At 45.6% G+C, this 26,276-nt stretch carries 18 protein-coding genes; all 18 read right to left on the bottom strand.

From position 1 onward, the window contains the following. Positions 1-92: 92 nt before the first annotated feature. Positions 93-1,658 carry an ABC transporter substrate-binding protein gene (locus MKY44_RS12405; protein ID WP_341007289.1) on the bottom strand — a complete coding sequence of 522 codons (1,566 nt, stop codon included), beginning with the start codon at positions 1,656-1,658 and terminating at the stop codon, positions 93-95. Next, positions 1,655-2,866, bottom strand: a complete 1,212-nt coding sequence (locus MKY44_RS12400) for a M20 metallopeptidase family protein (RefSeq protein ID WP_341007288.1) — start codon at positions 2,864-2,866, stop codon at positions 1,655-1,657. Before MKY44_RS12400 ends, MKY44_RS12405 begins: the two co-directional genes overlap by 4 nt. Beyond that, entirely contained in the window at positions 2,863-3,615 is a 753-nt protein-coding gene (locus MKY44_RS12395; RefSeq protein ID WP_036670784.1) for a FadR/GntR family transcriptional regulator, read from the bottom strand. Before MKY44_RS12395 ends, MKY44_RS12400 begins: the two co-directional genes overlap by 4 nt. Before the next feature lie 188 nt (positions 3,616-3,803). Beyond that, positions 3,804-4,517, bottom strand: a complete 714-nt coding sequence (locus MKY44_RS12390; protein ID WP_341007287.1) for a glycosyltransferase — start codon at positions 4,515-4,517, stop codon at positions 3,804-3,806. A 149-nt stretch (positions 4,518-4,666) separates the two neighbouring features. Further along, positions 4,667-5,764: a Gfo/Idh/MocA family protein gene (locus tag MKY44_RS12385; protein WP_036670781.1), complete on the bottom strand. Its 1,098-nt coding sequence runs from the start codon at positions 5,762-5,764 to the stop codon at positions 4,667-4,669. Between the two features lie 12 nt (positions 5,765-5,776). Next, positions 5,777-6,700, bottom strand: coding sequence for a helix-turn-helix domain-containing protein (locus MKY44_RS12380; RefSeq protein WP_245838080.1), 924 nt, complete (start codon positions 6,698-6,700; stop codon positions 5,777-5,779). Positions 6,701-6,724: 24 nt separating this feature from the next. Beyond that, positions 6,725-7,729: a Gfo/Idh/MocA family protein gene (locus tag MKY44_RS12375; protein ID WP_341007286.1), complete on the bottom strand. Its 1,005-nt coding sequence runs from the start codon at positions 7,727-7,729 to the stop codon at positions 6,725-6,727. Positions 7,730-7,997: 268 nt separating this feature from the next. Next, positions 7,998-8,531, bottom strand: coding sequence for a DUF5412 family protein (locus MKY44_RS12370; protein WP_341007285.1), 534 nt, complete (start codon positions 8,529-8,531; stop codon positions 7,998-8,000). A gap of 215 nt (positions 8,532-8,746) precedes the next feature. After that, entirely contained in the window at positions 8,747-9,262 is a 516-nt protein-coding gene (locus tag MKY44_RS12365) for a restriction endonuclease (RefSeq protein WP_341007284.1), read from the bottom strand. Positions 9,263-9,452: 190 nt separating this feature from the next. Next, on the bottom strand, positions 9,453-10,526 hold the full coding sequence (locus MKY44_RS12360) for a hypothetical protein (protein WP_341007283.1): 1,074 nt from the start codon (positions 10,524-10,526) through the stop codon (positions 9,453-9,455). 75 nt (positions 10,527-10,601) lie between these two features. Next, complete coding sequence (locus MKY44_RS12355) at positions 10,602-11,393, bottom strand: hypothetical protein (protein WP_339784055.1); 792 nt, start codon at positions 11,391-11,393, stop codon at positions 10,602-10,604. 285 nt (positions 11,394-11,678) lie between these two features. Next, complete coding sequence (locus MKY44_RS12350; RefSeq protein WP_341007282.1) at positions 11,679-14,480, bottom strand: alpha-mannosidase; 2,802 nt, start codon at positions 14,478-14,480, stop codon at positions 11,679-11,681. 18 nt (positions 14,481-14,498) lie between these two features. After that, positions 14,499-15,323 (bottom strand): carbohydrate ABC transporter permease, encoded by an 825-nt coding sequence (locus tag MKY44_RS12345; protein WP_076211825.1) that lies wholly within the window; start codon positions 15,321-15,323, stop codon positions 14,499-14,501. 22 nt (positions 15,324-15,345) lie between these two features. Continuing rightward, positions 15,346-16,212 carry a carbohydrate ABC transporter permease gene (locus MKY44_RS12340; RefSeq protein WP_101314027.1) on the bottom strand — a complete coding sequence of 289 codons (867 nt, stop codon included), beginning with the start codon at positions 16,210-16,212 and terminating at the stop codon, positions 15,346-15,348. Between the two features lie 67 nt (positions 16,213-16,279). Further along, positions 16,280-17,659: an extracellular solute-binding protein gene (locus MKY44_RS12335; RefSeq protein WP_341007281.1), complete on the bottom strand. Its 1,380-nt coding sequence runs from the start codon at positions 17,657-17,659 to the stop codon at positions 16,280-16,282. A gap of 79 nt (positions 17,660-17,738) precedes the next feature. After that, positions 17,739-19,040, bottom strand: coding sequence for a glycoside hydrolase family 125 protein (locus tag MKY44_RS12330; RefSeq protein WP_341007280.1), 1,302 nt, complete (start codon positions 19,038-19,040; stop codon positions 17,739-17,741). Between the two features lie 223 nt (positions 19,041-19,263). Further along, positions 19,264-20,436 carry a GntR family transcriptional regulator gene (locus MKY44_RS12325; RefSeq protein WP_341009843.1) on the bottom strand — a complete coding sequence of 391 codons (1,173 nt, stop codon included), beginning with the start codon at positions 20,434-20,436 and terminating at the stop codon, positions 19,264-19,266. Positions 20,437-20,693: 257 nt separating this feature from the next. Then, the gene (locus MKY44_RS12320; protein ID WP_341007279.1) at positions 20,694-25,940 is read right to left on the bottom strand and encodes a S8 family serine peptidase; all 5,247 of its coding nucleotides are present in this window, start codon (positions 25,938-25,940) and stop codon (positions 20,694-20,696) included. Positions 25,941-26,276 lie beyond the last annotated feature (336 nt).

Raw genomic sequence — 26,276 nt, 5'->3', positions numbered from 1 at the left:
CTATCATCTTAAAAAAGAACGGCAGGAACATGGTTATCCAGTCCCTGCCGTTCACGGCCTATCTTTTCAATGACCGGTTGTTATACCCGATGTTACTGTGCAACAGGTGTAATCTCGTCAGCATAGAACATCTCGTCACTGCGCGGCTCGAAGTTCACTTTAGCATTTGTTCCGTAGACACCTTCCATTTGGTACAGATATACGGCTGGGCGTTCTTCAGAGAAAATCTGTTGTACTTGCTGATACTCTTTCTCACGAGACGCAGGGTCCATGTTCACCAATGCCGATTGAAGCAGTTTCTCTACTTCAGGATTGTTGTAATCCGACTCGCCTTTTGCTTCTTCCAACATATAACGATTGTAGTTATTCGAAGCGTCGAACAAGGAGTTACCAATACCAATCATGAAGATTTCTTTGAATGATTTGGAGCTATAACGTTCACTGAATGCACTTGCTTCCAGGACATCCAGGTTGATTTTGAATCCGGCTTGTTCCAGCATCGCTGCAACAACTTCAGCCTGTTCTTTGTATTGTGCGGAAACGGAGATAGTCATCTCGGCTTCACCTTCCGCATAGCCAGCTTCTTGCAACAACTGTTTGGCTTTTGCTTGATCATAAAGTGACGTTTTGTACAATGAAGGATCAGCACCGAAGTTGCCTGGTGTTACGGATGTGCGGGTTACGATACCTGCTCCGCCGGCAATGCTGTCCACGATTCCTTGTTTGTCGATAGCCAGGTCAATGGCTTCACGTACTTTCGGATCAGCCGTGATGCTGCCTTCCGTCTGACGGAAGATCAACTGAAGCACACGTTGGATTGGCGCTTTGACAATCTTTTTATCTGCTTCGCCTTCGATCCGGGCAATGTCAGTGGACGGAATGGAAGACGCCACATCTACACCACCAGCAAGCAATTCGGATACACGTGTGGAGGCTTCAGGAATAACGCGGAATACCACTTCATTCCATTTTGGTTCACCGTCAAAGTAGCTTTCGTTTTTCACCAGTTCCACACGATCATCTTTGGTCCATTTACTGAACTTATAAGGGCCTGTACCTACCGGTTGTTTCAGGAAAGCATCGAATCCTTTATCCGCAATATATTTTGCTGGCAGTATGCCTGCTCCCATTTTGGACAGACGATTCAGGAGCAACGGATCTGGACCATCCGTGATAATATCTACGGTATAGTCATCCACCACTTTAACTTCTACAATATTTTTGAAATAACTGTTTTGTTTCAGTGTCTCGTCCTTGGCTACGCGCTCCAGCGTGTATTTTACATCTGCTGAAGTGAATGGATCGCCGTTGTGGAAGGTTACACCTTCACGCAGCTTGAATCTCCACGTTGTATCATCGACCTGATCCCATGATGTCGCAAGTCCCGCAACTTTTTTCTGTTCACTGTCATTTTTGATCAGATAATCAAAAACGTTGACCAGAACCGCCTCACTGGAGGTGTTGTTGTTGTTGTGCGGATCGAAACTCTCAATATCGGTTGCCGCAGCAACGGTCAGGGTTGTACTTGCGCTTCCACTGCCCGTTCCTTCTGTTGCGGAACTATCATTTGTGCTTGTCGATTTTCCTCCGCAAGCGCTGAGTGCCATTACGACTGCCAGTAACGTGATCCACAAGCCTGTCCATTGTCTTTTTTTCATTGTGATTGCTCCCCCTCAGAAGTTGTATTCCGTGCCAAAAATTCAAGTGCTACTGCAGACAACATGCCCACACCATAAGGCATCGCTGTCTCATCGAGATCAAACATGGGATGGTGGAGTGGATAACGAGTACGTTCCTCATCATTCCCAGATCCTAGTCTGAAAAACACACCCGGAATCTGTTCACAATAAAACGCGAAATCCTCGCCCCCTGTAGAAGGTTTAATATAAGTCCATCCCTTCTCCGCATTAACCTGATCACAAGTCTCTGTTAGCAGGTCAACCATGCCGAGATCATTCACGACAACAGGGTATCCATCGCCGTACACGACTTCGCATCCTGCTCCAAAAGAATCACAGACCCCTTTAACAACCTGCTCGATCAAAGCTGGCATCCGCTCACGAATGGCAGGTGAGAGTGTACGAACCGTACCGATCATCTCCACTTCGGGGGCGATGGCTGTTCCCATATAACCTCCCGTGATTTTGCCAATCGTGACTACTGCCGGTTCAAGTGGATCAACCATCCGACTGACGATATTTTGCAATGCGGTGATGACCTGAGCAGATACCGCGATCGCATCAATACCCTCATGCGGACGAGCTGCGTGGCCACCCTTGCCAAACACCTTGATAATCAAGGGATCAGCTGACGCAAAAGCAACGCCCTGACTTACACCCAAGGTTCCCGTGTCCTGTCCAGGTGTCATGTGTAATCCTGCGATGGCATCAACCTTCGGATTCTCCAGAACACCGTCCTGGATCATGGCTCTTGCACCTGCAAGTCCCTCTTCTGCTGGTTGGAAAATGAATTTGATGTTACCTGATTTCGGTCTTCCAAGGCCAGTAAGCAATTGAGCGGCTCCCATCAGGATGGAGGTGTGAGCGTCATGTCCACACAGATGCGCTTTGCCTTCCACTTGCGAGCGGTATTCCACCGCTTTTTGATCCTGGATTGGCAGAGCATCCATGTCTGCGCGCAAGGCGAAGGTTGGTCCATCACTCTCTCCGCGAAGCAGGCCTGTAACCCCGGTCTGTCCGACATTGCGTGTAACTTCCAACCCCAGGCTTTCCAGATGCTCAGCTACGATAGCGGATGTGCGATGCTCCTCATAACCGATCTCCGGATGCTGATGTAAATCTCTGCGCCAAGCGCTTAACTGGGCTTGTAGTGGCTGAGCCAGCTGTATTAGTTCTGAACGATTCATTCGCTGTCATTCCCTTCATTTTTGTCCGATTCAGAAACCAAACGGGCATAGATTGCATCCGCCGAGAATTCGATATGCCTTTTCATCGTCTCCTTAGACTTGATGCTATCATGGGCTTTCAATGCTTCAAGAATCTCCATATGTACACCGTGATTGACGGTACGGATCCGGTCATCATAAGGCATCAGGTCGAGCGCCGGATTAATTTTCGTTCGGATCTGTCTGACGGCTCTCTCACAGTATGGATTCCCCGAAGCCTTGGCGATGGTCAGATGAAATTTCACATCCAGCGCCCTGAACCATTCCCTTGTACAGTCTGGCTCTATACTTTGTTCCATATAGCCCTCAAGCAGCTCCAGTTCGCCTGCGGTGATCCGCTCAGCAGCGAGAAAAGCTCCCTCCGGCTCGATGATGGTTCGATATTCAAACACCTTCAGCATCTGTGACCAATCCCGTTTAATTTCTTCTCTGGTCCGTTTATGCGAATTGGCTGTCAGAGGCAGTACAAATGTTCCGCCTTTGGCACCCACCCTTTTCTCTATCAAGCCTTTCTCTTCTAGTGAAGAGAGTGCCTCACGAACGGTAATGCGGCTTACGTTAAAAATTTCTGCCAGATCTCGCTCGGCTGGAAGCTGTTCTTCACTCATTAATTCTTTCAGTATAATGGCTTCTTCCAGTTGTTCTCTAATGAATTCACTAACCTTTTTGGTAGATACTTTCTCAAAACGAAATGAAAACGTACTGGACATCTAAACACTCCGATCTGTATATGGTCTAGACCTTATACCATTAATATAATTCCGACTAAACTTATATGCAATACTTTTTTTTCAAGTAAATTCATATTTTTTTCTAACCACCTCCAAATTGAAGCATTTTGGCACAAAAAAGACGCATCTACATTCAGCAGATGCATCTTCGCTTTCGTTATTCTCCTCTATAACTTCTTATTGGCAAAGGATCTGAAATCCTCTGTAACCGCAAGTTTTTTGCTTCCCCTCAGGTAAAAGCTGTCATCCGCTCTCCAGGTATGACTCTTTTTGTTCTGTCTGCGGTGATAGACATAATTATAAGGAGAGGTCGCGTACGCTTTGAATCCTCTTTTCCTGCATTGTCTCAGGAAGGTCACATCTTCCCCTATTGAACGGTCCGTGAAGCGGACTTTTTTCAAGATCTCTCTTTTGAATAAAATAGTGCCCCCTTGTACAAATTCAACAGGTTTATTTTTTTCAGCCGGAGATCTGACCAACAGTGTCTTGGACGCCCCCAAGTAGACCAAGCACGAATGTTTGCCCACAATATCACTTTTGGTCCGTCTAAGTTCTCTCACCTGCTCTGTTAAATAATACGGCGAATAGTAGTCATCATCATCAAATTTGGCAATCAGCGAAAAGCGTGCCCTTGTCATGCCAGCGTTCAGGCTTTGTCCTAGGGAAATGCTCTCCGGAACTTGATATACATGAACATTGGCAAGATTCCGAACCCGGTTTTGGTATAATGCCAGATTCATACTGTCATGATTCAAGACAATGATCAGTTCTTTGCTTTTATAACGCTGCCGACTGTAATTTTGCAGGATGTTATCAAAAAATTGTGGCCGATTGGTACATACAACAATGGAAACACCATGACCCGTTTTGTGTTTAGTCAAGACATACCCTCTTTTCAGCTCATTTTTCTCTCATCATATGTGCCGAAATAGAGTCTGGTATGGACCAATAGCTAGTATCCAAAACACCAAAAACCCTCTGTCCTCAATAACGGGACAAAGGGTTCTATAATCTATTGTTTATGTCTGTTCTATGCTTCGTTACCGTTATTCAAGTACACAGCCTTGCCTGTGCGAGCAGATTCATAGAGCGCTTCCAGGATTTGAGATACAACCAGCGCTTGTTTCGGTGTGACCACCGGCTCCTGATCGTTCTCGATCGCTTCAATCCACTTTCTCATCTCAACATCCGGTGCGCTCTCACTCTTACCATCGTAGAAAGCTACCCCGCCTGCACTCAGTTCAATCTCATTGGTGTATAAACGGCTGAATTTCTCACCATTGATGCGCAGTCCGTTCTTCATATCCGCACCCGCTTCGCTACCGCTCAAGCTACATTTCGCCTCATCCACATCCAGTGAGTTCAATGCCCAACTGGATTCCAGCATGATCGTTGCCCCATTCTCCATCACAATCATGCCAAAGGCTGAGTCTTCTACGGAAAATTGTTTCGGGTCCCACGGGCCCCAGGCATTGGCCGCATTTTCACGTTGCGAAAGCTCATGATAAGTCGTACCCAGCACAACTTTTGGTTGATAGTTATCCATCATCCAGAGCGTCAGATCAAGTGCGTGCGTACCAATGTCAATCAATGGACCGCCACCTTGTTTCTCCTCATCCAGGAAAACACCCCATGTTGGTACTGCTCTACGTCTAATCGCATGCGCTTTGGCAAAATAAATATTACCCAGGTCACCTGCTTCGCACACCTTCTTCAAATACTGACTGTCTTCTCTGAAACGGTTGTTGTATCCGATGGTCAGTTTTTTGCCGGTACGTTCTGCCGCTTCCAGCATGAGCTGTGCTTCCGCAGATGTCTTCGCCATTGGCTTCTCACACATCACGTGTTTGCCTGCCTCCAGAGCAGCAATAGAAATCTCGGCATGAGAAATATTCGGTGTAAGTACATGCACAATGTCCAAAGACTCATCCTTAAGCAATTCCTGATAATCCGTGTAGACTTCGGCTTCAGTAGTACCATATTTCTGTTTGGCTTCATCCGCACGTTCCTGAACGATATCACAGAAAGCCACCAGTTCAACATTATCCAATTTACTCAGACTCGGCAGATGTTTACCATTCGCGATTCCACCACAGCCAATAATTCCGATACGATATACTTTACTCATATATATTCACCCTCACTTAAGTATTGGTTGTTTCATTTTACGAAAAGCCGACGGGGTCATCCCCAGACGTTTGCGAAATACAGCATGCAAATAGTTGGCATTATTGAAACCTGAAGCGAGAGCGATCTGTTCAATGGATACGTTGCTTTCCTCCAGATTGCGGCACACGGCGCGCAGACGAATATCCTCCAGTACGCGGCTGAACGGCATCTCCGGCTGTACTTGGTAGAAGATTCGCTGCAATTGTCTGCTGCTAATATGAAGTTTCTCAGCTACATGCTCCAGCGTCACCACTGTAGGGTGATTCGCCTCCATATATTGCACTGCATACTCATAGCGATACACCGACATATCCCGCACAGGGGCTTCCGGTCGATTCCCCCCAGTGTCGTATGCTCGCACGGTTTTGAGTAATATGCTGATGACCAGTTGCTTGATCGACGTATAATAACCTAACAATTTCTGATCACATGCCTCATAGGCTTCCAAAAAACAATGCATTGCCCGATGATAATCATTCACCGGAGTAAGCGGAAGCGTTCTCAGCTTTTCCATCGTTTCCTCGGATTCAGCTGCTTCCCAGGGATCGACATGCTCTCTTGGCTTGTGAACGATATCCACATGAAGACATAGTTCATCCATGTCCTCTTTGGCATCAGCCTCCTGGTAATGAACGACACCCGGTCCAGTCAAATACAGCATACCTTCCGAGAGTGCATGTGTCTGATCATCCAGAATAACTTTCCCCTTACCTCTCGGGATAAAATGAAACTCAAACTCCGCATGATTATGGAAATCCACAACTCGGCCCGCTGGAAAAGAAGTCAGATGAAATCGCATCACGCGAATCTCATAATGTCCCCAAACCATTAGAATATCCAGTCTTTCTAGGAGATCCTGCCGTTCAAGCATTTTCTCATAAGGATACAGGCTCAAGATTGCACACCTCCTTAATAAAACCTAACCCTTCAACTCATTCAGAGTGATTCTGCGCCCTTCTTTGGCAGAGAGATTCGCTGCTTCCATCAAACGGGTCAGCTCCATAGCGATCTGCACGTTTTCAGTTGCATCCGTATCATTCTGTATATGTGCAACCCATTGATTGAATGCGCTTTCTCTTTGATCTGCCAAAGGAAGTTCAGTCCACTCTTGATACTGTCCCTGTGCTGCTTTCGTGCGAATCAATAGCTTTTCTTCGGGTGTTCCGTACAGAAGCGTACCTTCCGTACCATGAACCTCAATCGTAAATGGAGAATGGCTGTTCACAAAACCAGCTTCAACAACGCCAACTGCTCCGGAATCCGTAAACAAGGTTGCAATTGCATTATCTTCCACTTCTTTGCCTGTAATATATCCAAAGTTCGCATTAACCGCTGTTACTTCCTGACCCAGAAACAGTTTGGCGAGATACATTGGATGGCAGCCCAGATCAATCAGCGCACCACCCTGGCAATCCTTCAGATCATAAAAGTGTTCCGGCAACCAGTTGGAAATCGCTCCATCATGGGATAAACGCGCTCTAACATAAGTCACTTTGCCAAGTAATCCTTGGTCAAGTACATCCTGAATCGTTAGCGTGTATCCTGCATTCAGACGTGGTAAGGAGACTGTCATTTTGACTTTGTTTGCCTTTATCTCATTAAGGATTCTGTTGGATTCCAACTGTGTCGATGCTATAACCTTCTCCGTGAAGATGTGTTTACCTGCTTTTGCAGCAGCGGTGATCACCTCTTCATGAATGCGGGTTGGCGCATCTACAATAACGGCATCGATGTCATCCTTGGCCAGCATATCTTCGAGTGAAGCATAGAATGGTACGTTTAAGCGTTCAGCCGCTTCCTGCCCCCGCTTGGCATCGTCATCCCACACAGCGGCGATGACTGTATCCTCATGTTCCTGTGCCTGCTTGATGTAATCCCATGCATGAACATGCCACAAGCTAATTTTTCCAATTCGAATGGTCACTGTTGTCTTACCTCCATACTATATAATATTCTGACATTTATATATAAGTTATCACAGACTTAATCTATTTTTAATAGAAACTCACGACAATAAATGTATAAAATTGCGACATGTTAAACTTCTTCTATTCATTAATAAAAAAACTTCAAAAGATTCTTGATGACGATCACTTCTCTTCTATCCATCTTTTTCTCGAAACGCAAAAAAAGCGAAACTCCGTAAAGGAATTTCACTTTAGCTATCAGTTAAGAAAAAAATCTTAAAAAAATTAAGGGCTACGGCGTACAGTTTCACCGTTTAATAAATTAACTTTTTGATCATTAATTGAAATTGTATGGTTATCAACCCATTCCAAGTCTACCTGATCCGTCTTTCCCTCATAATAAAATTCTCTTTTAAACCAAAGTGGGCCTTTTAATTCCCCCATAACGCCAAACGATCCCATGGCTCCAGCGTCAGTTTTATAGAAACTTATTGTATAGTACTTATCTGGTGAATGTGTAGTTGTAAGTAATTGTTTGTACCCAGAAAATATCGATGTAAATGACAAAGCACCCAAAAGGATGAAGATCAATGCTAAGGATAGAACCGTTGAGATCCAACTTCTTACCTTCGTAGACTTGTTCGATGTATCTTTAAAACCAAGTATGGCTAGAGCCAGTCCTAAAATAGAAAGAATTAGAATTACATAGTTAGGAGGACTAACTAGCCATTTATTATTCATATGAGAATATAGTGAATACATCGAAATAAAGTACAACAAAAGCACTAAAAATAAAGTAACCCAGCTTAATTTCCTCACTAAAATGAACCCCCTCTTCCCACCTAGATTATGTATGAACAGTTAACCGAATCAGTCATTTTGCTACCAAATAATATGTAAGTTCACTTACTCATCACTTTTTTCACATACTTTTCTCCCTTGTAATCTTTTCGAACCTCATGTAGCGTGTTGCTATTTGCTTCCGACCAAGATTCAAGTATCATCCTCGGTTCCCCTTCAATGATGTCACGCGCCTAAATCATATCACCGTCTCTAAAAGCCTCAATGACATGAATTAAATCAGTTCGATCAATCAACTTTACAAAGTTAATACCGGCTAATGTCTCACACGATTCTGTGAAATGGGATGAAGTAATTACGATTGCTTTTTTAGCCTTGTAGTATCTCATGCAAGAAAACACCTCTTGCACAGCGCTGATGCCCACTGGATACTCTATTGAGTATCGCTTTGCTTGGATCACATTTCTAACACCTTCCCGATCAGTGAAAACTACGTCAGCACCAAAATCGCGACTTCCTAACGTTTTATAGACCCCTGAATAGCCCAACTCAATTAACAATCTGTACAAGTACATCTCGAAGCCAGAGCCATCCTCCATCCTGTCTATATCTGCGATAGTAATGGCTTTTAAGTCGTAATTCTCCTCAAAAAGCACCACTAATTTCTTTTGTTTACGTGCTAAACTCAGAACCCAAAGGCTAAGTACAATAATCACTACAACGATGAATACAAATAAAAAATAGATCATTAGGTCTACCTCCATTACAACAAACTAGCACAATAATACCATATTTTTCTATATTGGAGATAAAACGAAATAGATATCCAAATTTTAAAGAACGTGTTTTAACGAAAACTAAAAAACGCCACAATCGGTGAAGTGACGTTTAGCTCTAAGGATTAATGGCTTATAATATAGTGTTTAAGGAGAATTTAATTTATTTTTTTATTGGATTCGTTAACAGCATAAAATTATTAATGAAGCCCTCTTTTTGAAGAAATATGGCTTCAACTTGTTGCGTTTTCAAATCATAGAAATAAATCCCTCGTTCCTGATTTTCTTTTGCTTGTATATTTTCTCCGAGGAAATAGAAACCCTGCCCGTCTTTGGACAAAAACAATTCACTGCTGGCCTTAATGGGAAGATCAATTTCGTTTCTTTCTCCTGTTTTAATATTAACCATACTATATTTAATTGGATACTTGTTGATATGCTTTGCAGTGGCAATTAGAATTTGGTCTCCCCTTGTTGATAAGGTTAAAATTTGTTCCTCCGTTAGTTCAATAACCTTGCGTGTCTGTTTAGAGATTGGATCTATCTCAATAATCGTATGGTTTGGAGGAACCATCGGTGTTTGCGTTTTATTGGACTCCTCCATATGATTATATTGATCCTCTTCTGAATATTGGATGGCATAGGATTTTCTTGTTTCTGGATCATAAGAAATATCCCATGTTGTTGTATCCGAATCATTGTCATTCAATATGGTCATTTCTTGAGTTTCTTTATCAAAGAACATAACTTTGACAGGCCGTTCTCCGTTCTTAACAGCAGCCATTACCAATGTATGATCAACTGTATCCGGAATTATCGAATTGATTGCAAATAAGTCGGAGCTTAATTGCTGGGTGATCTGTGTTTTTATATCATAGGAAAACAATTCGTCACCCTTATCTTTTCCAGATCCCGAGTAGTAGATGGTGTCTTCTGCTAAGGAAGCCACTGTTAAGGGATATTGAGAGTTATAGGGTAAATCAGCTAATTTAGTTAGATTCTTAGTGAGGATATCATATGTGTATACTCTCATTACCATTCCATCATTGGTATCTTTTCCATTAACATACTCGGTGTTTGTAATTGAAAGATATTCATGAGTTTGTGGACCTATGGTTTGCATATCAGTGGGGTTCACTTTTTCAATTGTTGGTTTTTCGGAACTACATCCCCCAATGAAGAGAATTAGGGTAATTATGACTGGAATATATTTTGTGATTGAAAAATTTTTTTTCATGATTCATCATCCTTTTCATTAAGAAGATAGGATAAGGAGGCGAATATATCGCCCCCTTTATAATAATCTTATAAATTAAAATGTATAGAAGTATCTTCCTTTAAACGATAGGGAGGAAGACCATTTTAGGTCAAAAAGTTCAACTCCAGTTTTCCAAATATCTAATGTCGCGTCTGGAAGTGCTCCATTATCTCTCTTAGTTACATTCGCAAATACATTATTATCCAAATTCCGCGCATCCAAAACTTGCTCATATTTAGGATTATCTATATCCCCTCTTGTTGCTGCATCACCTTTTTTCAGAGTGTTACTGTTTTCGCCAGTTGTATCAGTAAAATTAGTGAATCGTCCCTCACCAAGAACAGTGCTCGTTGTAATTGTAATTTTATTATTGTTATCTCCATAAGTATAGGTTCCCGCTGCTTTTCTAGTGCCCCTTGGCAGGGCTTTATAAGCAGCTAATGCGAAGTCGTTCCCTTGAGGGAAAACAAACTCCTTTATGTAACCCTCGCCATCGTATATAACTTTCAAACCTGGCTGTGGAAGAGGGTTCTCAACTTTATATACAGGCAAGTTTTTTGCTTCTGCTTTTATTTTTTCAATGAATTCTTCTTCAATTTTTAATTTATCAAGATCTACTTTTTGTGTGACACTCTTTGTTGTTTGACCTTGATAGACGGAAGGGATATTTACTGGTTCACCCTTTTCCAAAATAACCATCTGATTGGATCCGTCATACTCTAATATTGTTCCCGCCTGCATTCTGGTAGGAATTATACTAACTGATTCTTCTGCATATGCGAAAGAAGCGACACTACCAACAAATAAGGATGCTGTAACTAATAAAGCTGATACCACTTTTTTCATTTTTATATCTCCCTCTCAATTATTAAATATATTTGAAAGCTGGCCAGCTATTCAAAACTCTCTATTATGGGAAATAAGCATTTATATAGAATAGAATATATTATTTTACAAATTAAGTCAATAAATAAAATATTAATTAGTTGATTGTACAAAATAACCTATATCAAGTAAAAAAGCCGCTATATTAGCGACTTTTACTTGATAAATTTCTTGACTAACAAAAACCTCCTGTCCGCGGCGCTGCGAACAGGAGGTTACTTATAGTTTTGCTGTTCAAAAATCAACTCAGCGTAACGCGTACCCTTGTGTAACAATCTTGTACCCAGGTACCGTCTGGCTTTGCCCCTCCAACGTATTCTTAACCCGTTCCAGCACATCACTCTCATACACGGAAGCACATTCGAATCCAGTTTGCACGTTCAATTCACTAGGTTCGGAGTTCAGATTATACCAACGAGCAATCACATCTCCGGTTTCCTCTGCAATCTTCAATGTGGAGAAGGCTAGTGACGAACCTTGTGCATTCCACGCAAGCCATTGTTTCGATGCAGGAAGTTCAACATTCTGCCCATCAGCTCCGGCATGACCTTCCCGCTCAAATGTACGTGCTAGTGCCCCTAGCTGCACAGTCGTCCACGAAATCGGATACGTATAGGCAGTTGCACATGCACCTGACTGGGCAGCATCGCCCGCAAATGGAATAATCGCATATTCCACGCTCTGAGGTCCTAGACATTGGGCTTCCGGTGTTTCAAACACACCCCAATCTCCCAGTTCCGAAGAGGCGCGCAGTAGCGTAACCGCAATCGTACTGCCCTCTTCATGCTTTAAAATCTCGTATTCATTCAGCCCTTTGTTTGCAATCATCAAGCCATGATCACCATCGGTCACATGTACAAATGCCTGCTGATGCTGCGAATTACTCGGATTCACCCATTCTTTGGCCGGTGTATTGGAGCGTTTGGCGATTTCAAAGATGGAATCCGCATAATGATCCTCTGTCACCAGTCCTGATGGAAAGAGTGCACGCAGTCGATGATCCTTGGCCTGATTGTTAAAGTCTGATTTTACCTTGACCATATTACTGCCCGCTTCCAACGTATACGTTGTCGTAATCACAAGCGGAACAGTGTTCTTGACTCGCTGTGCCTTCCGTTCTGTAAAAGGAACCATTTGGCGCTTCTCCAGCTCGAACAGTTCGTCTGCTCCAGCAGGAATATCCCAGCGTAATACACTCTCCATAACTGCCCGATACGGAGACTGCTCCACAATCCGCAGGTCTGCCTTCAGATGCTCCGTGGTCAGCGTTGTCTCTCCATCAGGCTGACGGTAGACATATTCATTGCCGATATCACCAGTATTCTCATAGGAATTTAATCCCCTGTATACAGCACCAGAGACCTTATTCTCAATCGTTGCCGTACCATTCTCTTCAACTGTCACCCGCAAATGACCGTTCTCCATCATCATTCCCTGAACCAGGATGAGTTCGCTCGTATCGGGCACTTCAGCAATCTCAGCTATCTCTGCTTGCTTCTCTGCTGGAATAAGAGCATACGTCTTATACCCCAGCGAAGGTAAATCCACCGCCTGGAAAGTCACTCTTACTTTACGAGCCATATAGGGCTGTCGGAAACGATCCTTTGGAAGCTCATAGCCGAAATGCGCACCCAGATCCTTGATTTCTGCCGAATACACGTGTCCTTCCGAATCGACCAGCTGATACACTGGCAGTACATCTTTTTCCACTTTCTGCGCAAGGGCTTGAGGATGAGGACCTTCCGGGAAAAATGCTTTGTCCACAATCAGATCCATCTCAATGATTCCATTTCGATTCCATCCACTCGTGTTGAACACAGTGAACGCTACCGCTTCCTCTCCCCAAGCCTCAGCAGGTTGCACATGAATGGACTCAGCAATCGCCTGTCCGCTCTGGGAAACCAATTTCTCTGCAAGTTGTCTGCTCTTGGCGAAGCGGGTCACCATCTCACGGTGAACCTCATCGACGCTGCACCCGCAGATGCTATCATGTGGGTGGTTCTGCATCAGCATCTTCCAGGCATGTGTCAACAGATGATGCGGATAATCTTTTACCCCGGCTATGTGGGCCATTGCTGCCAGTGGTTCGGCTACTTTTTCAAGCAACGTCTGTCCCTGCTGATTCATCTGTTTCAGATAAACCCTTGCGGATGCCGTATTCACCAGTGTTCCCCAACCATCCGTGTGCTGACTGCGAAGTTCCCCTTCGATGGTCGCCAGATGCTCAGGCACATCCTTCGTAACCGCCTCAATGTAATCGTCAAAGTTGGAGTGGATAAATTCCACATCAGGATACAAGGCCGCTGCTGTACGTAAAGCCTCGGGCAGATCCGTCTGGATCGGCTGATGATCACAACCATTCATGAACAACAGATGTGGGGTCGAGGCGAACTTCTCGGCATCCTCCAGATTTTTATCCCAGTATGATTGGGCTTTCTCCGGATCAACCGGGACTTCCATCCCATTGCAGTACCAGTTCGCGAACAAAATGCCGAGCACTTCCGAACCATCCGGCGAACGCCAGATCATCTCGGAATAGGGAGATTCGTAACTGTCTGCATCAACCACCGCATTATTGAATCCCGTAGGCTTTACCCCGCGCCCAAAGATCGCGTTATGAATGTCCGCCTGTTGCAGAATCTGCGGTGCCTGTCCCATATTTCCAAACGAGTCTGGGAAGTATCCCGTCTTGGATATCACACCCAAAGGTCGAGCATCACGATGACCGATGAGCAGATTACGCAAGTTGGCCTCGCTGCTGGTCAGAAACTCATCCTGTAACACATACCATGGACCAAAATGGATGCGTCCTTCACGAATATAACGGTCGAGCCTCTCCTGTTGTTCGGGCCGAACCTGCAAATAATCTTCACGAATAATCGTCTGCCCATCCAGATGGAAATAACGATATTCCGGGTCCTGATCAAGCGTATCCAACAGTTTATCCATCAGCTCAATGAGCAGTACGTGATGGTGTTCATAAGGCATATACCATTCGCGGTCCCAATGGGTATGCGAGATGAGATGTGCCGTCTTTTTGGTTGTCATATTGCGTACCTCCTGTCATTAACCTTTGGTTGCCCCACCCATGCTGAAGCCTTTGGACATGTAACGCTGGGAGAAGATATATAGCACAACTGAAGGCATTGTATAAAGTAGTGAAAATGCAGCCAATCTGCCGTATTCAACCATACCGTGGCTGCCGAAGAATTGATATATCGTGACCGATGCCGGAAGTTTCTCCGGTGTCTGGAGCAGGATGTATGGCACGAAGAAGTTGCCCCAACTTCCCGAAAAAGTAAATATCGCTATCGTTGCAATACCAGGCAACATCAATGGTGCTACGATTCGTCTCAAACCATTCCACACGGATGCACCGTCAATCCATGCCGATTCTTCCAAATCGATTGGCACCGAATCCATGAAATTTTTCATCATCCAGATGCCGTAAGGAAGTGAGGATGCAGTCAGGAACAGCATCGTGGCAATGATGCTATTTTGCATTTTGAAGAACAGAAACATTTGAAATACCGGAACCATCACGGCAGTAATCGGAAGAGCTGTCATGAACAGAATCGATAACAAGAAGCTTTTTTTAAATCTCATTTCATAACGGGATAAAGGATAAGCAGCAAGGACCGATACCAGAACAACCAATATCGCTTGCCCTCCCGACAGAATCAGGCCCACACCGAATGAACGAAGATTGCTCGAATCCCCGAGTACATCCTTGAAATTTTGAATGGTCCAGGTACTGGGCATTTTGATACCCTGTTGAGCGTTCGGGTCAAATGAAGCCAGAATGATCCAGAGCAGCGGCAATAAAAAACAGAGCCCCAGAAAAACTAGAATCCCGTACTGGATTTTGCGTTGAAGCCCATGTTTGACCATAGGGATCGAACCTCCTTCATGGTTACACTTTCACTTTCATGGATCGCATGTAGAACAGGCTGGCGACAATACCGATGAACAGCAGAACCAGAGATATGGCTGTGCCGTATCCAAATTGATAGTTCACAAAGGCCTGGTTGTACATGAAGATCGGCAAGGTTTGTGTTGAAGTACCCGGGCCACCGCCGGTCATCGTATAGATCAGCGTGAACACACCCAGTGTCTGTAGGGTGACCAACATCATGTTGGTTACGATGGACCCTTTTACCATTGGAATCGTAATATGTCTGACTATCTGGAACCCGGTGGCACTATCAATAATCGCAGCTTCTTCAACTTCCTTCGGGATATCATCCAGTGCCGACTGATAGACCATCATCGAAAAGGCTGTGCCGTGCCAGATATTCGCGATAATGACACTCACCATAGGGAAACTGAACAACCAGGAGACTGGATTCGCCCCAAACCAGCCGAGGATCTGATTCAATGAACCATTGTCACTGAAAAAGGCGACCATACAGAATGCCACGACAATCTCGGGTGTCACCCAACCGGCAATGACGATGATGCCAATGACCCGGCGGAACGTCACATTTTTCTCTTTCATTAGAAGGGCCAGAATGAACCCAAGCAATACCTGACCAATCACTGCGGAGAAGATGAGAAAGACTAACGTGCGCCAGACACTAATCCGGAAGTCCGGATCATGGAACATATTAATGAAATTCTGGAATCCGACAAACTCCAAACTCTTGGCTGCCGCCCCGGTCAGAGCCATATTCGTAAAGGCAAAGCAAATCGTCAGAATGATGGGAACAATGAAAAACACAAGTAATAACAATACGGAAGGCATGAGAAACAGAAATGAACCTGGTGCTTTCCTTTTCATAAGTCACTCTCCATTCGAACCGGAAAAAGGGGAGATTGTGCCTCCCCCTCCGAATATATCGATATCCTTATTTCTCTTCGATGCTGTCAGCGCCAAGGGAACGGGATACGTTGTCCTTCAATTGCGTAATTCCCTGTTCCGGCGTCAGCTTACCAGAGGCAATACTCTCAACAATGCTTTGCAATTGTGCGGATACCGCTGCATATTGATCGTTCGCTGGACGGAAGTGGGCCACATTCAAGAGTTCCTGTGCTTCTTTGGTGTATGGACGATCCGTATAACCTTCAACTTCCGTGGAATCATTACGTGGGCTGAGGCTGCCTTCCGCCACTACGCGTGCAGTCGCATTTTCCTTATTCATCAGAAACTCGATAAATTTCCAAGCTGCTTCCTTGTTCTTCGCCTGTGCAGGAACAGACCAAGCCCATCCTCCAGACATCGTCGTTGCTCCAGGTTCTTCCCCATTTTGTGTTGGGAATGGTGCAAAGCCTATTTTCTCTTCAACGTTGGCGATTGGAGCAGCACCGTTCTCGGCCCATGTCGAACCTGCCCAGCTACCATCTACAGCCATCGCCAGTTTGTCTTGCGGGAACTGTTGCTGGAATGCAATACTGCCAGCTTGTCCATTCAAGGCAACCTGCATGGTTGGACCTGTTTTATCCGTGTTAAACACTTGATCTATGAATTTGAAGGAATCCAGCAGCCCCGGGCTGTTCACAACCCATTTCTTGCTGGTGTCGTTATACAACGTATCCGCCGTACCATAGAGCAGCATTTCTAGCGTTTGCATGGTGACACCTTCACCGTTTGCTTTGCCCACGATCATATTAAGTGGTGTCACACCCGGCAGCTTTTGCTTGATGGTACGTGCTGCTTCGAGTACTTCTGCCCAGCTTGCAGGTTTGAATGGAACTTCAAGTCCCGCCTGTTGAAACAGTTCCTTGTTGTACCAGATTCCGCGTGTATCCGAAGTAGCCGGAACGCCGTACACCTTGCCGTCTTCACCTGTAACCCCTGCCTTCAGGTTGTCGATGATGTGTTCTTCCCAATCGGACCATCCCTGAACCTGTGTATCCAGCGGCTCCAGATATCCCGCAGCAGCATCGGATTTGATGATGGACGTATCTTCAGCAATGACATCTGGCGCCGTATCCGGGGATTTCATTTGCAGAACCATTTTGGACGTATAATCACCCTCACTTGCCAGTACAGGCGCAATGTTGATTTTGATATCCGGATTTTCTTTCTCAAATTGATCCACCAAACCTGATTGGAAGAATTTCGTAAGTGTATCTTCAGATCCTGAAGAACGGAACGATACAGTTACTTCCTTCTTGCCATCACTGGTTGTGCCTGTGCTCGAGCTTCCGCCCGAACAGGCTGTAGTAAGAATGAGCAAGGATGTCATAACTGCTGCTACCGGCATTTTCAATGATATTTTTCTCATGATTCGCTCTCCTCTTGTCGGAATTCAACGAACTCCGAACGTTATGATGTACTCGCAGGTTATCTCTTGCTTTCCTATCCTATTTCTGTACGCGAAATCCGCAATAATCCATCATCAGTTCACTAAAGAGCATGTTGGACCATGAAAACCATGGACGTGTATATTCATGTGGATTGTTGGCCGAAAAGCCTTCATGGGTCAGTCCGGTATCCGCATCCGTCTTATGGATAAGCTGAAGCAATCGTAGTTTTTCATTGCGATCCTCTGTAGTCAGCCCCTGCATCGATAAAGCGATATGCCAGATGTACCCTTCTGGTGTATGCGGACTACCGATTCCCGCTGCTGCTGTTCCCTCATAAAAATACGGGTTGTGCGTGGATAAAATGAAACGGCGTGTATTCTGATACACCTCGTCGTACTCCTCCACATATCCGAGATAAGGTAAAGACAGCAGACTTGGCACATTGGCATCATCCATCAGATTGTGATTGCCTTTCCCATCTGTTTCGTATGCATATATGGTTCCATATTCCGGATGTTCAACGGTGCCATAATCCTGAATACCTTTGTTGATCTGTTCCTCCAACTGCTGAGCAATCGCTGCCAGCGTTTCATCCTCGAACACCGCTTCAGCAATTTCCTGTAGATATCGAAGCGCCACCACGGCGAACATATTGGATGGAATCAGATAACCATATTCACAGCGATCGTCGCTGGGACGGAATCCCGACCAAGTCATGCCTGTGTATACCGTTTCAGTACCTCGTCCCTCTCGGGTAAGCGTATCGGTCTCGGGAGCATCCAGACGTTGGAACGTGTAGGGTGATTTCGTCTCATGATGCTGTTCCACTTGCCATAACTGCATGATGATCTGGGCTGCTTTACGGAACGTATCATTGAATTGAGTTGTTCTTCCCGTATTCTTCCACAAGAGATAACTGAGCTGAATTGGATAAGCCAGTGAGTCGATCTCATACTTCCGTTCCCAGATCCAATCATTCATCTGCGTGAGGTCTTCCTGATGTCCTTTTCCACTCTCCGTCTCATTAAAAGCGTTTGCATAAGGGTCCAGGAGAATATAATTCAGTTGACGTTCAACCAGCCCAGCGATCATGTCGGCGATATCTTCATCCTCTGAAGCGAGAACCAGATAAGGTCTGACCTGAGCGGCAGAATCACGTAACCACATAGCAGGGATATCTCCCGTAATCACAAAAGTTGTTCCATCTTCTTTGCGCTGAATTGTGGTTGCCATCGTATTGGTAAAACAATTTTTAAACATTTGATTAAGTTCCGGATGGTCCGGCATACGTTGATTAACCTGATCAATCATGTCGTATATCGAGGGGGAAATGTCTTGATCATCTCTGGGTGTCAGCATGTTGTCCTCCTTATGTAATCCAGTTTGTTAACCGCTTTCATCATCCTAAAACGAATATAATGTTATGTCAATATATTTATTTGTATATTAGCATGTTATTTTAATTTGAAGACACCAAATAATATACCATTTAAAGTAATTCTCCCCATTTTATCCGCACCAAAAAGAGGCCTCGTTTACACGAAGCCCCTGATTGAACACAATGAATATTAAGTTGTTATAATTAACCCTTTTGTTTCACCACACTCGTTGACTTACCCTTCACCAATCGGGCAGGTAAAACAACTCTGTTCACTGTCATTTCGTTGTTCTGCATACTTTGAAGCACCATCTCGAATGCCTGTTTTCCCATATCAAACTGGCTTTGTCTCATATGGGTTACACGGCTTCCTTCGGCAGCATTTGGACTGTCAAAGCAAATGATGGACATATCTTCTGGAATTCTCAGACCAAGCCGATCCGCTGCCTGTTCTGCAAGTAAAGCAATATGATACTCCGCTGCAAAGAGTGCAGTAATCTGGGGGTATTTCTGTAAATGTTCCACCAATGTCTCCACATCACGGACCTCGACTTGAGGATCAAACACACTTGGCAGTGTCGAAAGAAAAGATTCTAACCACAGTTCCCTGTTGACCAGAACTCCTTGATCATTGTGAGCCTCAATAATGCCTTCAATTCGTTCTTCGATCGGTGTAGTGTTCGCCGGAGGCTGTGTCAGAAAAGCGATGTGTCGGTGACCGAGATCGAACAAATAATTCATCCCTTCTCGCGCCGCGCCTACATTATCCGTACTGACTGATGAAGCCGGAATGCCTTTCAGGTACCGGTCAATCAGGACAAACGGGAATTTGTTAACAACCAGTTTAAGAATCTCATCGCTGAAGTATTCACCCTGTGCCGGGAAAATAATCAATCCATCCACACCCAGTTCCAGCAGTTCCTGAATACTCTGTTCCTCCTGCTCCGGAATCCCGAAGGAGCGTCTAAGTACGAGAAAACAATCATGCTCTCGCGAAGCTTCTTCCATGCCATATAACAGTTCTGTACCATACATATCACTGAAGTTAGTAATGACCAGGCCAATGAGAAGTTTCTTCTCTGGATCTTTGATCGCAGCACGCGGAGCAGGTCTGTTAGGTCTTTCTTGTAACATATCTGCTGTGTCAGCTACAAAAGAACCCCGTCCCGGCTGACGAACAATTAATTGTTCACTCGCCAGCATCTCAAGTGCTTTTTTAGTGGTAATTCGGCTAACTCCGAATTCATCACATAATTCCTTCTCCGAAGGAACACGCTCACCCACTTGATATTGATGAAGCTGTATCCGTTCGCGCAAGGATTCAAAGATCTGTTCATACATCGGCTTGGATGCCGAGTCTTTCCCCAATACAAGCACCTCCATAAATACCCATACTTCTCATGTTCTACATCCTAATATATCATGTTATATCATTAATGTGAAGAAAGGAGACAACTCACCTGCTGTCATATGAGAGCAAAAGAAAGAGTACCCCAATGGATGCTTCAGTAATCTTAGGCGTCAGATGTGAATCGAGATACAACAAAAAGCCGACAAGCCCTGATACCTCGGCTTATCGGCTTCTTGCTTAGATGGTCAAAACGTAGTAATCATCCATATCATACTTTGCATAATTAAGGTTGCAGACCCTCAGCGGACGGTGGACCCACTTCCGTTTCAGTCTCTTCAGGGCTCGAATCTGGTTCTGGAACGGATTGTTCTTGTGCTGCGCTGACGAACAATCGTCCAGCTGCTTCCGCCTCTACTTTGTTGCCTGCTGCATCCTGAGCTCGAATCACAATGACTCCACCATCCAGAACAAGCGATGAAGGTGTTGTGTACGTACCCGTATAACGACCAGGTTCAGTCTCCACCAATGGAACCTCTCCTGCCCCCTGGGCATTCAGATTCAGCGGTAACTGAATCCGGAAAGATGCTTGCAGGCCAGGTTTACTGTCAAAAGATACGGTGACACTTTCTCCTGATGTGATTCGAACATCTTCAGCTGGCGTAATATTCGTAAGTTCTGGCAACGCCGTTTCCACGTATACGGTGCGGGTTACCGTTGTTTTGTTGCCAGCGAGATCGGTTGCTGTAATGGTAATCGTGTTCTCGCCTTCGTTAACCAATACGCGATGACTGAAGCTTCTGTCTTTGCCCACTTGTACGGTTTGTCCGTTAACAGTCAACTTATCGAGGAATTGTTCCACTACATTACCCGTTACGTGAACAACTTCCGCATTGATGCGATCTCCTTGAGTTGGCGTAACAATGGTCAACTGCGGTTTGGTCTGATCCAGAATAATGACGACGGGGAGTGAGCGGTCGGTCGTTTTCCCGTCCACCACTGCCTCGGCAGTAATCGCATTAATCCCAGAACGGAGTTTCACACCGTATGAGAACTTCCCATTTGCCACCGTTGTAGTGCCAGCGAGATCTTTGCCGTTGTAAAACTTGATCTGAGCGCCGGATGCCGGAGACGTTCCCGACACGGTGAAGGTTGATTGATTCGTATACGTGTTCGCAGGTGCTGTGAGCACAGGTGCATTTACCGGATATCTCACAACTGCACGAATCATGTAGTTACCTTCTTCATCAGGTGAAGTGCTCCACGCTCCACCTACTCGCTGCCAGCTTCGACCTGCATTTGGACCATCCTCATCGGTAGCGAGTCCCGGAGCGCTAGTTCCAGCTAAACTCTGTACATACACGATATAGAAATCACCCGTTACAATGACCGGTTCCGGGAATTCAACAGTTGTCCATTGATCGTTACGAAGTGCAGTACCGTCAAATGGTCCAGCCAGTTGTCGCCCCGGAGCTCCGCCCGCACCCGATGCATCATATACGGCATATTGGAACGCTGTGCCTCCAGGTACAGGCCATTCGGTGTTCCAGAATCGGAACGATGCACCTGTCAGTTGAGCGGTCTCCAGCTCTGGTGTCATTCGAACTGCCCAAGCGTTATCCGCAGCATTAAAAGCTCGTGCGTTCTCTGCTGTTCCATCATCATAAGCAATTTCTCCAGGGAATCCGATGAACGGCTTCAAGGCAACATTCGCCTCTGCCGTACCATTACCAGGTACAGTCACAGTGACGGTTTTACTGTAATAATCAGCCGCCCGGATGGATAGAGTGTAGCTTCCTTCTAATACCTGAATAACGAAGCTGCCATCTGAACCTGTGCGAACTTCACCTACATTGGCATCTTCGACCACGAGAACGGAAGCATCAGCCAGTGGTTGTCCTGTCCGCTCATCCGTTACTACACCTTCTATCTGTCCATGCGGGATTGCCTCCAGATTAAAGTTGGCTTTGGCTCCACTGCCATCGGTTATCGTTACCTGCTGAGTTCGAGGATAATAGCCATACGCCTCAGCTTTTAACGTGTAATCACCTGCTACGTGTGTGAAGCTATATTTGCCTGTAGCTGAATCTGTCTTCACCGAACGTCCGGTTTCCAGTACGGTAACCGTTGCACTTGCAGGCAGGCTTTGTGGATTAACCGAACCTGTTCCTGGTTTTTCAACTTCCGGTTGTTGCTGTTTCGTTTTGTTGAATTCCGCTTTGTCTGTCCGCGAAATTTTGTACCATGGATTATCATAGGACGGTTTCGGTTTGTCACTGTTTAGTACAACCGCACTGTCCTCCGTTACCGTCTCCGCAGCAACACCCAGTACACGGAAATCATCAATGAACCAGCCTGTCTTCACAACACTGCTGTCTGAGGTCAGACGGAACCGGAATTGAACTTCATTACCGGTAAGTGCATCCAGATCATAAAATACGGGTGTCCATTGTTTACCGTTTGTACTATGTGAGAATTTGCCCAGTTCTGACCATGTGGTTCCACCATCCTTGGTGACTTCCACATACCCATAGTCGTATCCGCTCTCAATCTCGTACCAATGATTAAACGTGAGTGTTCCTTCGGATACATCCGTCAAATCAATGACCGGAGATACGAGTGAATAGTTGGAGCCATTCTCGTACGTGTTGTCTAGATCGGTCGCCCAGACATTCGGTGGAGAAACCGCGCTGGCAGGTCCCGTTACCGGAATGCCGCGTTCCCACTCATCCTTGGTTCCTGAATGAGTCCAGCCATTATCATCACTGCCATCGAAATGATCAATGTAGATATCCTGAGGCACCTCTACTGTAATGGAAACCTCATTCGACTTGTCACTTTCATTGCCACTATAATCAAGTGCGGCAACGGTATAGTAATACGTCGAATCTGTCACCGTAGCCGTATCTGTAAACGTTGTTCCTGTTGCAGTTCCAATGGATTCATAACCTGCACCTGCGGTTGTGGAACGATATACTACATAGGATTCGAGATCCTCATCGCTCGGACCAGTCCAGCTCAAGGCTACATTACCAAGAATATCGGCCGTCGCAGACAATCCGGCAGGAGCGCCCGGAGCAATCTCATCCAGTTCTTCTACAGCGAAATCATCAATGTACCAACCAGCCTTTTGCACCGAGTTATCACTGGTCAGATTGAATTTGATAAATACCTGCTGTCCCGCGTATTCGCGAAGGTCCACATATTGTTTCTTCCAGTTCCCACCTGTACCCGTGAAGTTTAACAACTCTTCGAACACATAGTCGCTGTCCTCGGAAGCGATATATACCTTGCCAAAGTCGATGTTATTCTCCAAGTCATACCAGTGCTTGAAGGATAACAATGCCCCTTCCGGACTCTCGGTGAGATCAATTGGCGGCGCAAGCAGATATGCATTGCTATTCGCCACATAAGTTCCTTGCAGATTGGTCGCAATCACCTTGTCACCGGAGTATGCACTTCCAGGACCACTGCTTGGTGCTCCCCATACCCAAGTACTTCCTGTTCCGCCAGTCATGAAGCCCAGCTGATCTTCTTCAAAATCCTGAAGATATCCTGGCTGAACACCATTGGAGACAGCCACTTTATATACCTGACTTTCAAATCCGTTGTTGCCGTAGTCGTTCACACGGATATAATACTCTACACCTTGCGGTTCAATAAGAAAAGCAGGGATTGTCGCTGTATACGTCCCATCTTTGTTATCTCCAGCAATCCGGTTCATCGGTAGATAAACGTACTGGTTGGTGCCAGTCGTTTTGGCAAAAGCCTCGACAGAGACTACCGCGACGTTATCTGTCACATGCGCGGTTAATGGTATATCGATGCCTGTAAAGGCAGAATTAACAGGGGTATGTGCCAGTACCGGCTCTTCCAGATCATCTCCGGCTGTAACCACTCTGCCGGATACTGTGCCAATTCCTTCGAGTACAGAACCCACAGCATCCAGGGCATTAATGATGCCGTGACCGTAGCCGTTATTAGGAGATGTCGGATACTGACTATCCGTTCTCGGCGTGGCTGTATCTGTAATGATCTGCTCCAGCTGATCCACTGTAAGGGAATGATTGGCCTGAAGCAGCAGTGCAGCAAGCGCAGTTGTATGCGGGCCTGCCATGGACGTTCCGTTCCAGCCTCCCTCATATACACCGCCCGGAACTGATGAACGGATATTCACACCAGGGGCAGATACTTCCGGTTTGATCTCACCATACGGGGATGGGCCTAGCAGGGAGAACGAAGCCAGATTTCCGTTGATATCGGTTGCTCCTGTAGCAAAACTTTCAGGATAGTTGGCCGGGTTAGCAACAGAACCAGGTCCGCCCGGGTTACCCAGTCTCACATTTCCTGCGGAAAATTCCGGGAAAATCTGAGCATCACGCCAGGCTTGCACCATCGGTCGGAACCATTCATCCAGTCCGGCACCTCCGCCCCACGAGTTGTTAACGACATCTGGTGCAAGTTCAGGATGCAGATTACCTTCCGCATCTACCGGAGCGATCAACCACTGTCCGCCATCCAGGATAATGGCATCCGTTGTTTCCGGATTGAATATCCGTACACCAATCCACTTCGCACCGGGAGCAACCCCGATCTGGTTGGTACCATCTGCTTCGGAGCCAACCATCGTACCCATCGTGTGTGTACCATGCCCGTCTCCGTCCGCAGGGAGGGAAGCATTACTGTGCGGATCATACCAGCTCAGTTCGGGATCAACGATATTGCCCGAAGCATCCAGTCCCCGCCATTTGCTGCGAAGCGCCGGGTGGGTATAATCCACACCGCTGTCCAGATTGGCAACAACAATCCCTGTTCCATCGATGCCCCGATCCCACACGGCTGGCGCATTGATGTAATCCAGGTTCCATTCCACGTTCTCTGTTGCAAGCTTGTCCTTTGCAGCAGGCTCTTTGTCTTTGACTCCGATTGAAGAGTCTTTAGCTGGCGTTTGGACAGCATCTTTGCCTGATGCCGCATTCGCCGGTTCTTTACTCACTTCGGCTTTCTGTAAGTATCTCGTCTCATTCGGTAGAATCTTCTCCACCTCAGGCAGCAGCGCAATCTGTTCCATGACTTCTTTGGTACTCGTTACTGCCAGTGAATTGACGATAAAATAGCTTTTATATTCTTTGACCTTACCCAGGTCAACTTCCTTTTCCAGATAAGTTTCCAATGGATATTGTGTACGTGAGGCCGTTTCCCGCAGAGAGCTGACGACCGAATTACGAACGGACAGCTTTGTGGCTGAAGCCGTTTGTTTGGCGATGGTCGCCTTTTCAAGGGCCTGTTTGGAGACTGCTGCTGTATCCACCTGTTCCTTCATTTTCACCAGATAGGTAACATATTCACTACCTTCGAATTCTTTGGTCAACTTGGCATTTACTTTGGACTCCGAAACTTTGGCAAGTCCAGATTTCATATCCAATTTGGATGATGTGGAGTTTTCAGCTGAAACCGGATGAATGATCGAAAATGCAAGGAGAAGCGAGAGCCCCATGGAGATGGGCTTGCGTAACCGATTAATCTTTATCAAACTTTTCCACTCCTTTTACCCGGTTTTTTAATTTAGTCTGGTACATATGCCCTTCTCTGCAGAATAAAACGGTAAAATAACCTTTATTGCGTACGAAACAGATACCCTGGATTTCACATAAAGCCTCACCTCCTTTACAGGTCTGGTTAGGGAACAATATGAGTCAGAAGAGATAACAGATCAATCTATGATTTTTTACTTGGAAGTTTAGGAGATTGAATGAATCGGATTAAACCATGTGAGTGAATAGTTTGGGTGTTTGAATAATGCAATGAGAGTGAATGTCTATAAGCATTCATGTGGAAGGGTAATCTGGAGCGTTAGCAGAACGCTTGC

This window comes from Paenibacillus sp. FSL R7-0026, assembly GCF_038004485.1.
GTDB lineage: Bacteria > Bacillota > Bacilli > Paenibacillales > Paenibacillaceae > Paenibacillus > Paenibacillus xylanexedens_A.
The sequence above is the reverse complement of the archived record's forward strand: the minus strand, read 5'-3'. Positions and strand labels throughout refer to the sequence as shown.

Coding starts and splice junctions, on each gene's coding strand:
- MKY44_RS12400 (WP_341007288.1), bottom strand. CDS start 2,866: ATGAATCGTTCAGAACTAATACAGCTGGCTCAGCCACTACAAGCCCAG.
- MKY44_RS12355 (WP_339784055.1), bottom strand. CDS start 11,393: ATGAAAAAAGTGGTATCAGCTTTATTAGTTACAGCATCCTTATTTGTT.
- MKY44_RS12345 (WP_076211825.1), bottom strand. CDS start 15,323: ATGGTCAAACATGGGCTTCAACGCAAAATCCAGTACGGGATTCTAGTT.
- MKY44_RS12340 (WP_101314027.1), bottom strand. CDS start 16,212: ATGAAAAGGAAAGCACCAGGTTCATTTCTGTTTCTCATGCCTTCCGTA.
- MKY44_RS12395 (WP_036670784.1), bottom strand. CDS start 3,615: ATGTCCAGTACGTTTTCATTTCGTTTTGAGAAAGTATCTACCAAAAAG.
- MKY44_RS12350 (WP_341007282.1), bottom strand. CDS start 14,480: ATGACAACCAAAAAGACGGCACATCTCATCTCGCATACCCATTGGGAC.
- MKY44_RS12405 (WP_341007289.1), bottom strand. CDS start 1,658: ATGAAAAAAAGACAATGGACAGGCTTGTGGATCACGTTACTGGCAGTC.
- MKY44_RS12385 (WP_036670781.1), bottom strand. CDS start 5,764: ATGAGTAAAGTATATCGTATCGGAATTATTGGCTGTGGTGGAATCGCG.
- MKY44_RS12330 (WP_341007280.1), bottom strand. CDS start 19,040: ATGCTGACACCCAGAGATGATCAAGACATTTCCCCCTCGATATACGAC.
- MKY44_RS12360 (WP_341007283.1), bottom strand. CDS start 10,526: ATGAAAAAAAATTTTTCAATCACAAAATATATTCCAGTCATAATTACC.
- MKY44_RS12335 (WP_341007281.1), bottom strand. CDS start 17,659: ATGAGAAAAATATCATTGAAAATGCCGGTAGCAGCAGTTATGACATCC.
- MKY44_RS12365 (WP_341007284.1), bottom strand. CDS start 9,262: ATGATCTATTTTTTATTTGTATTCATCGTTGTAGTGATTATTGTACTT.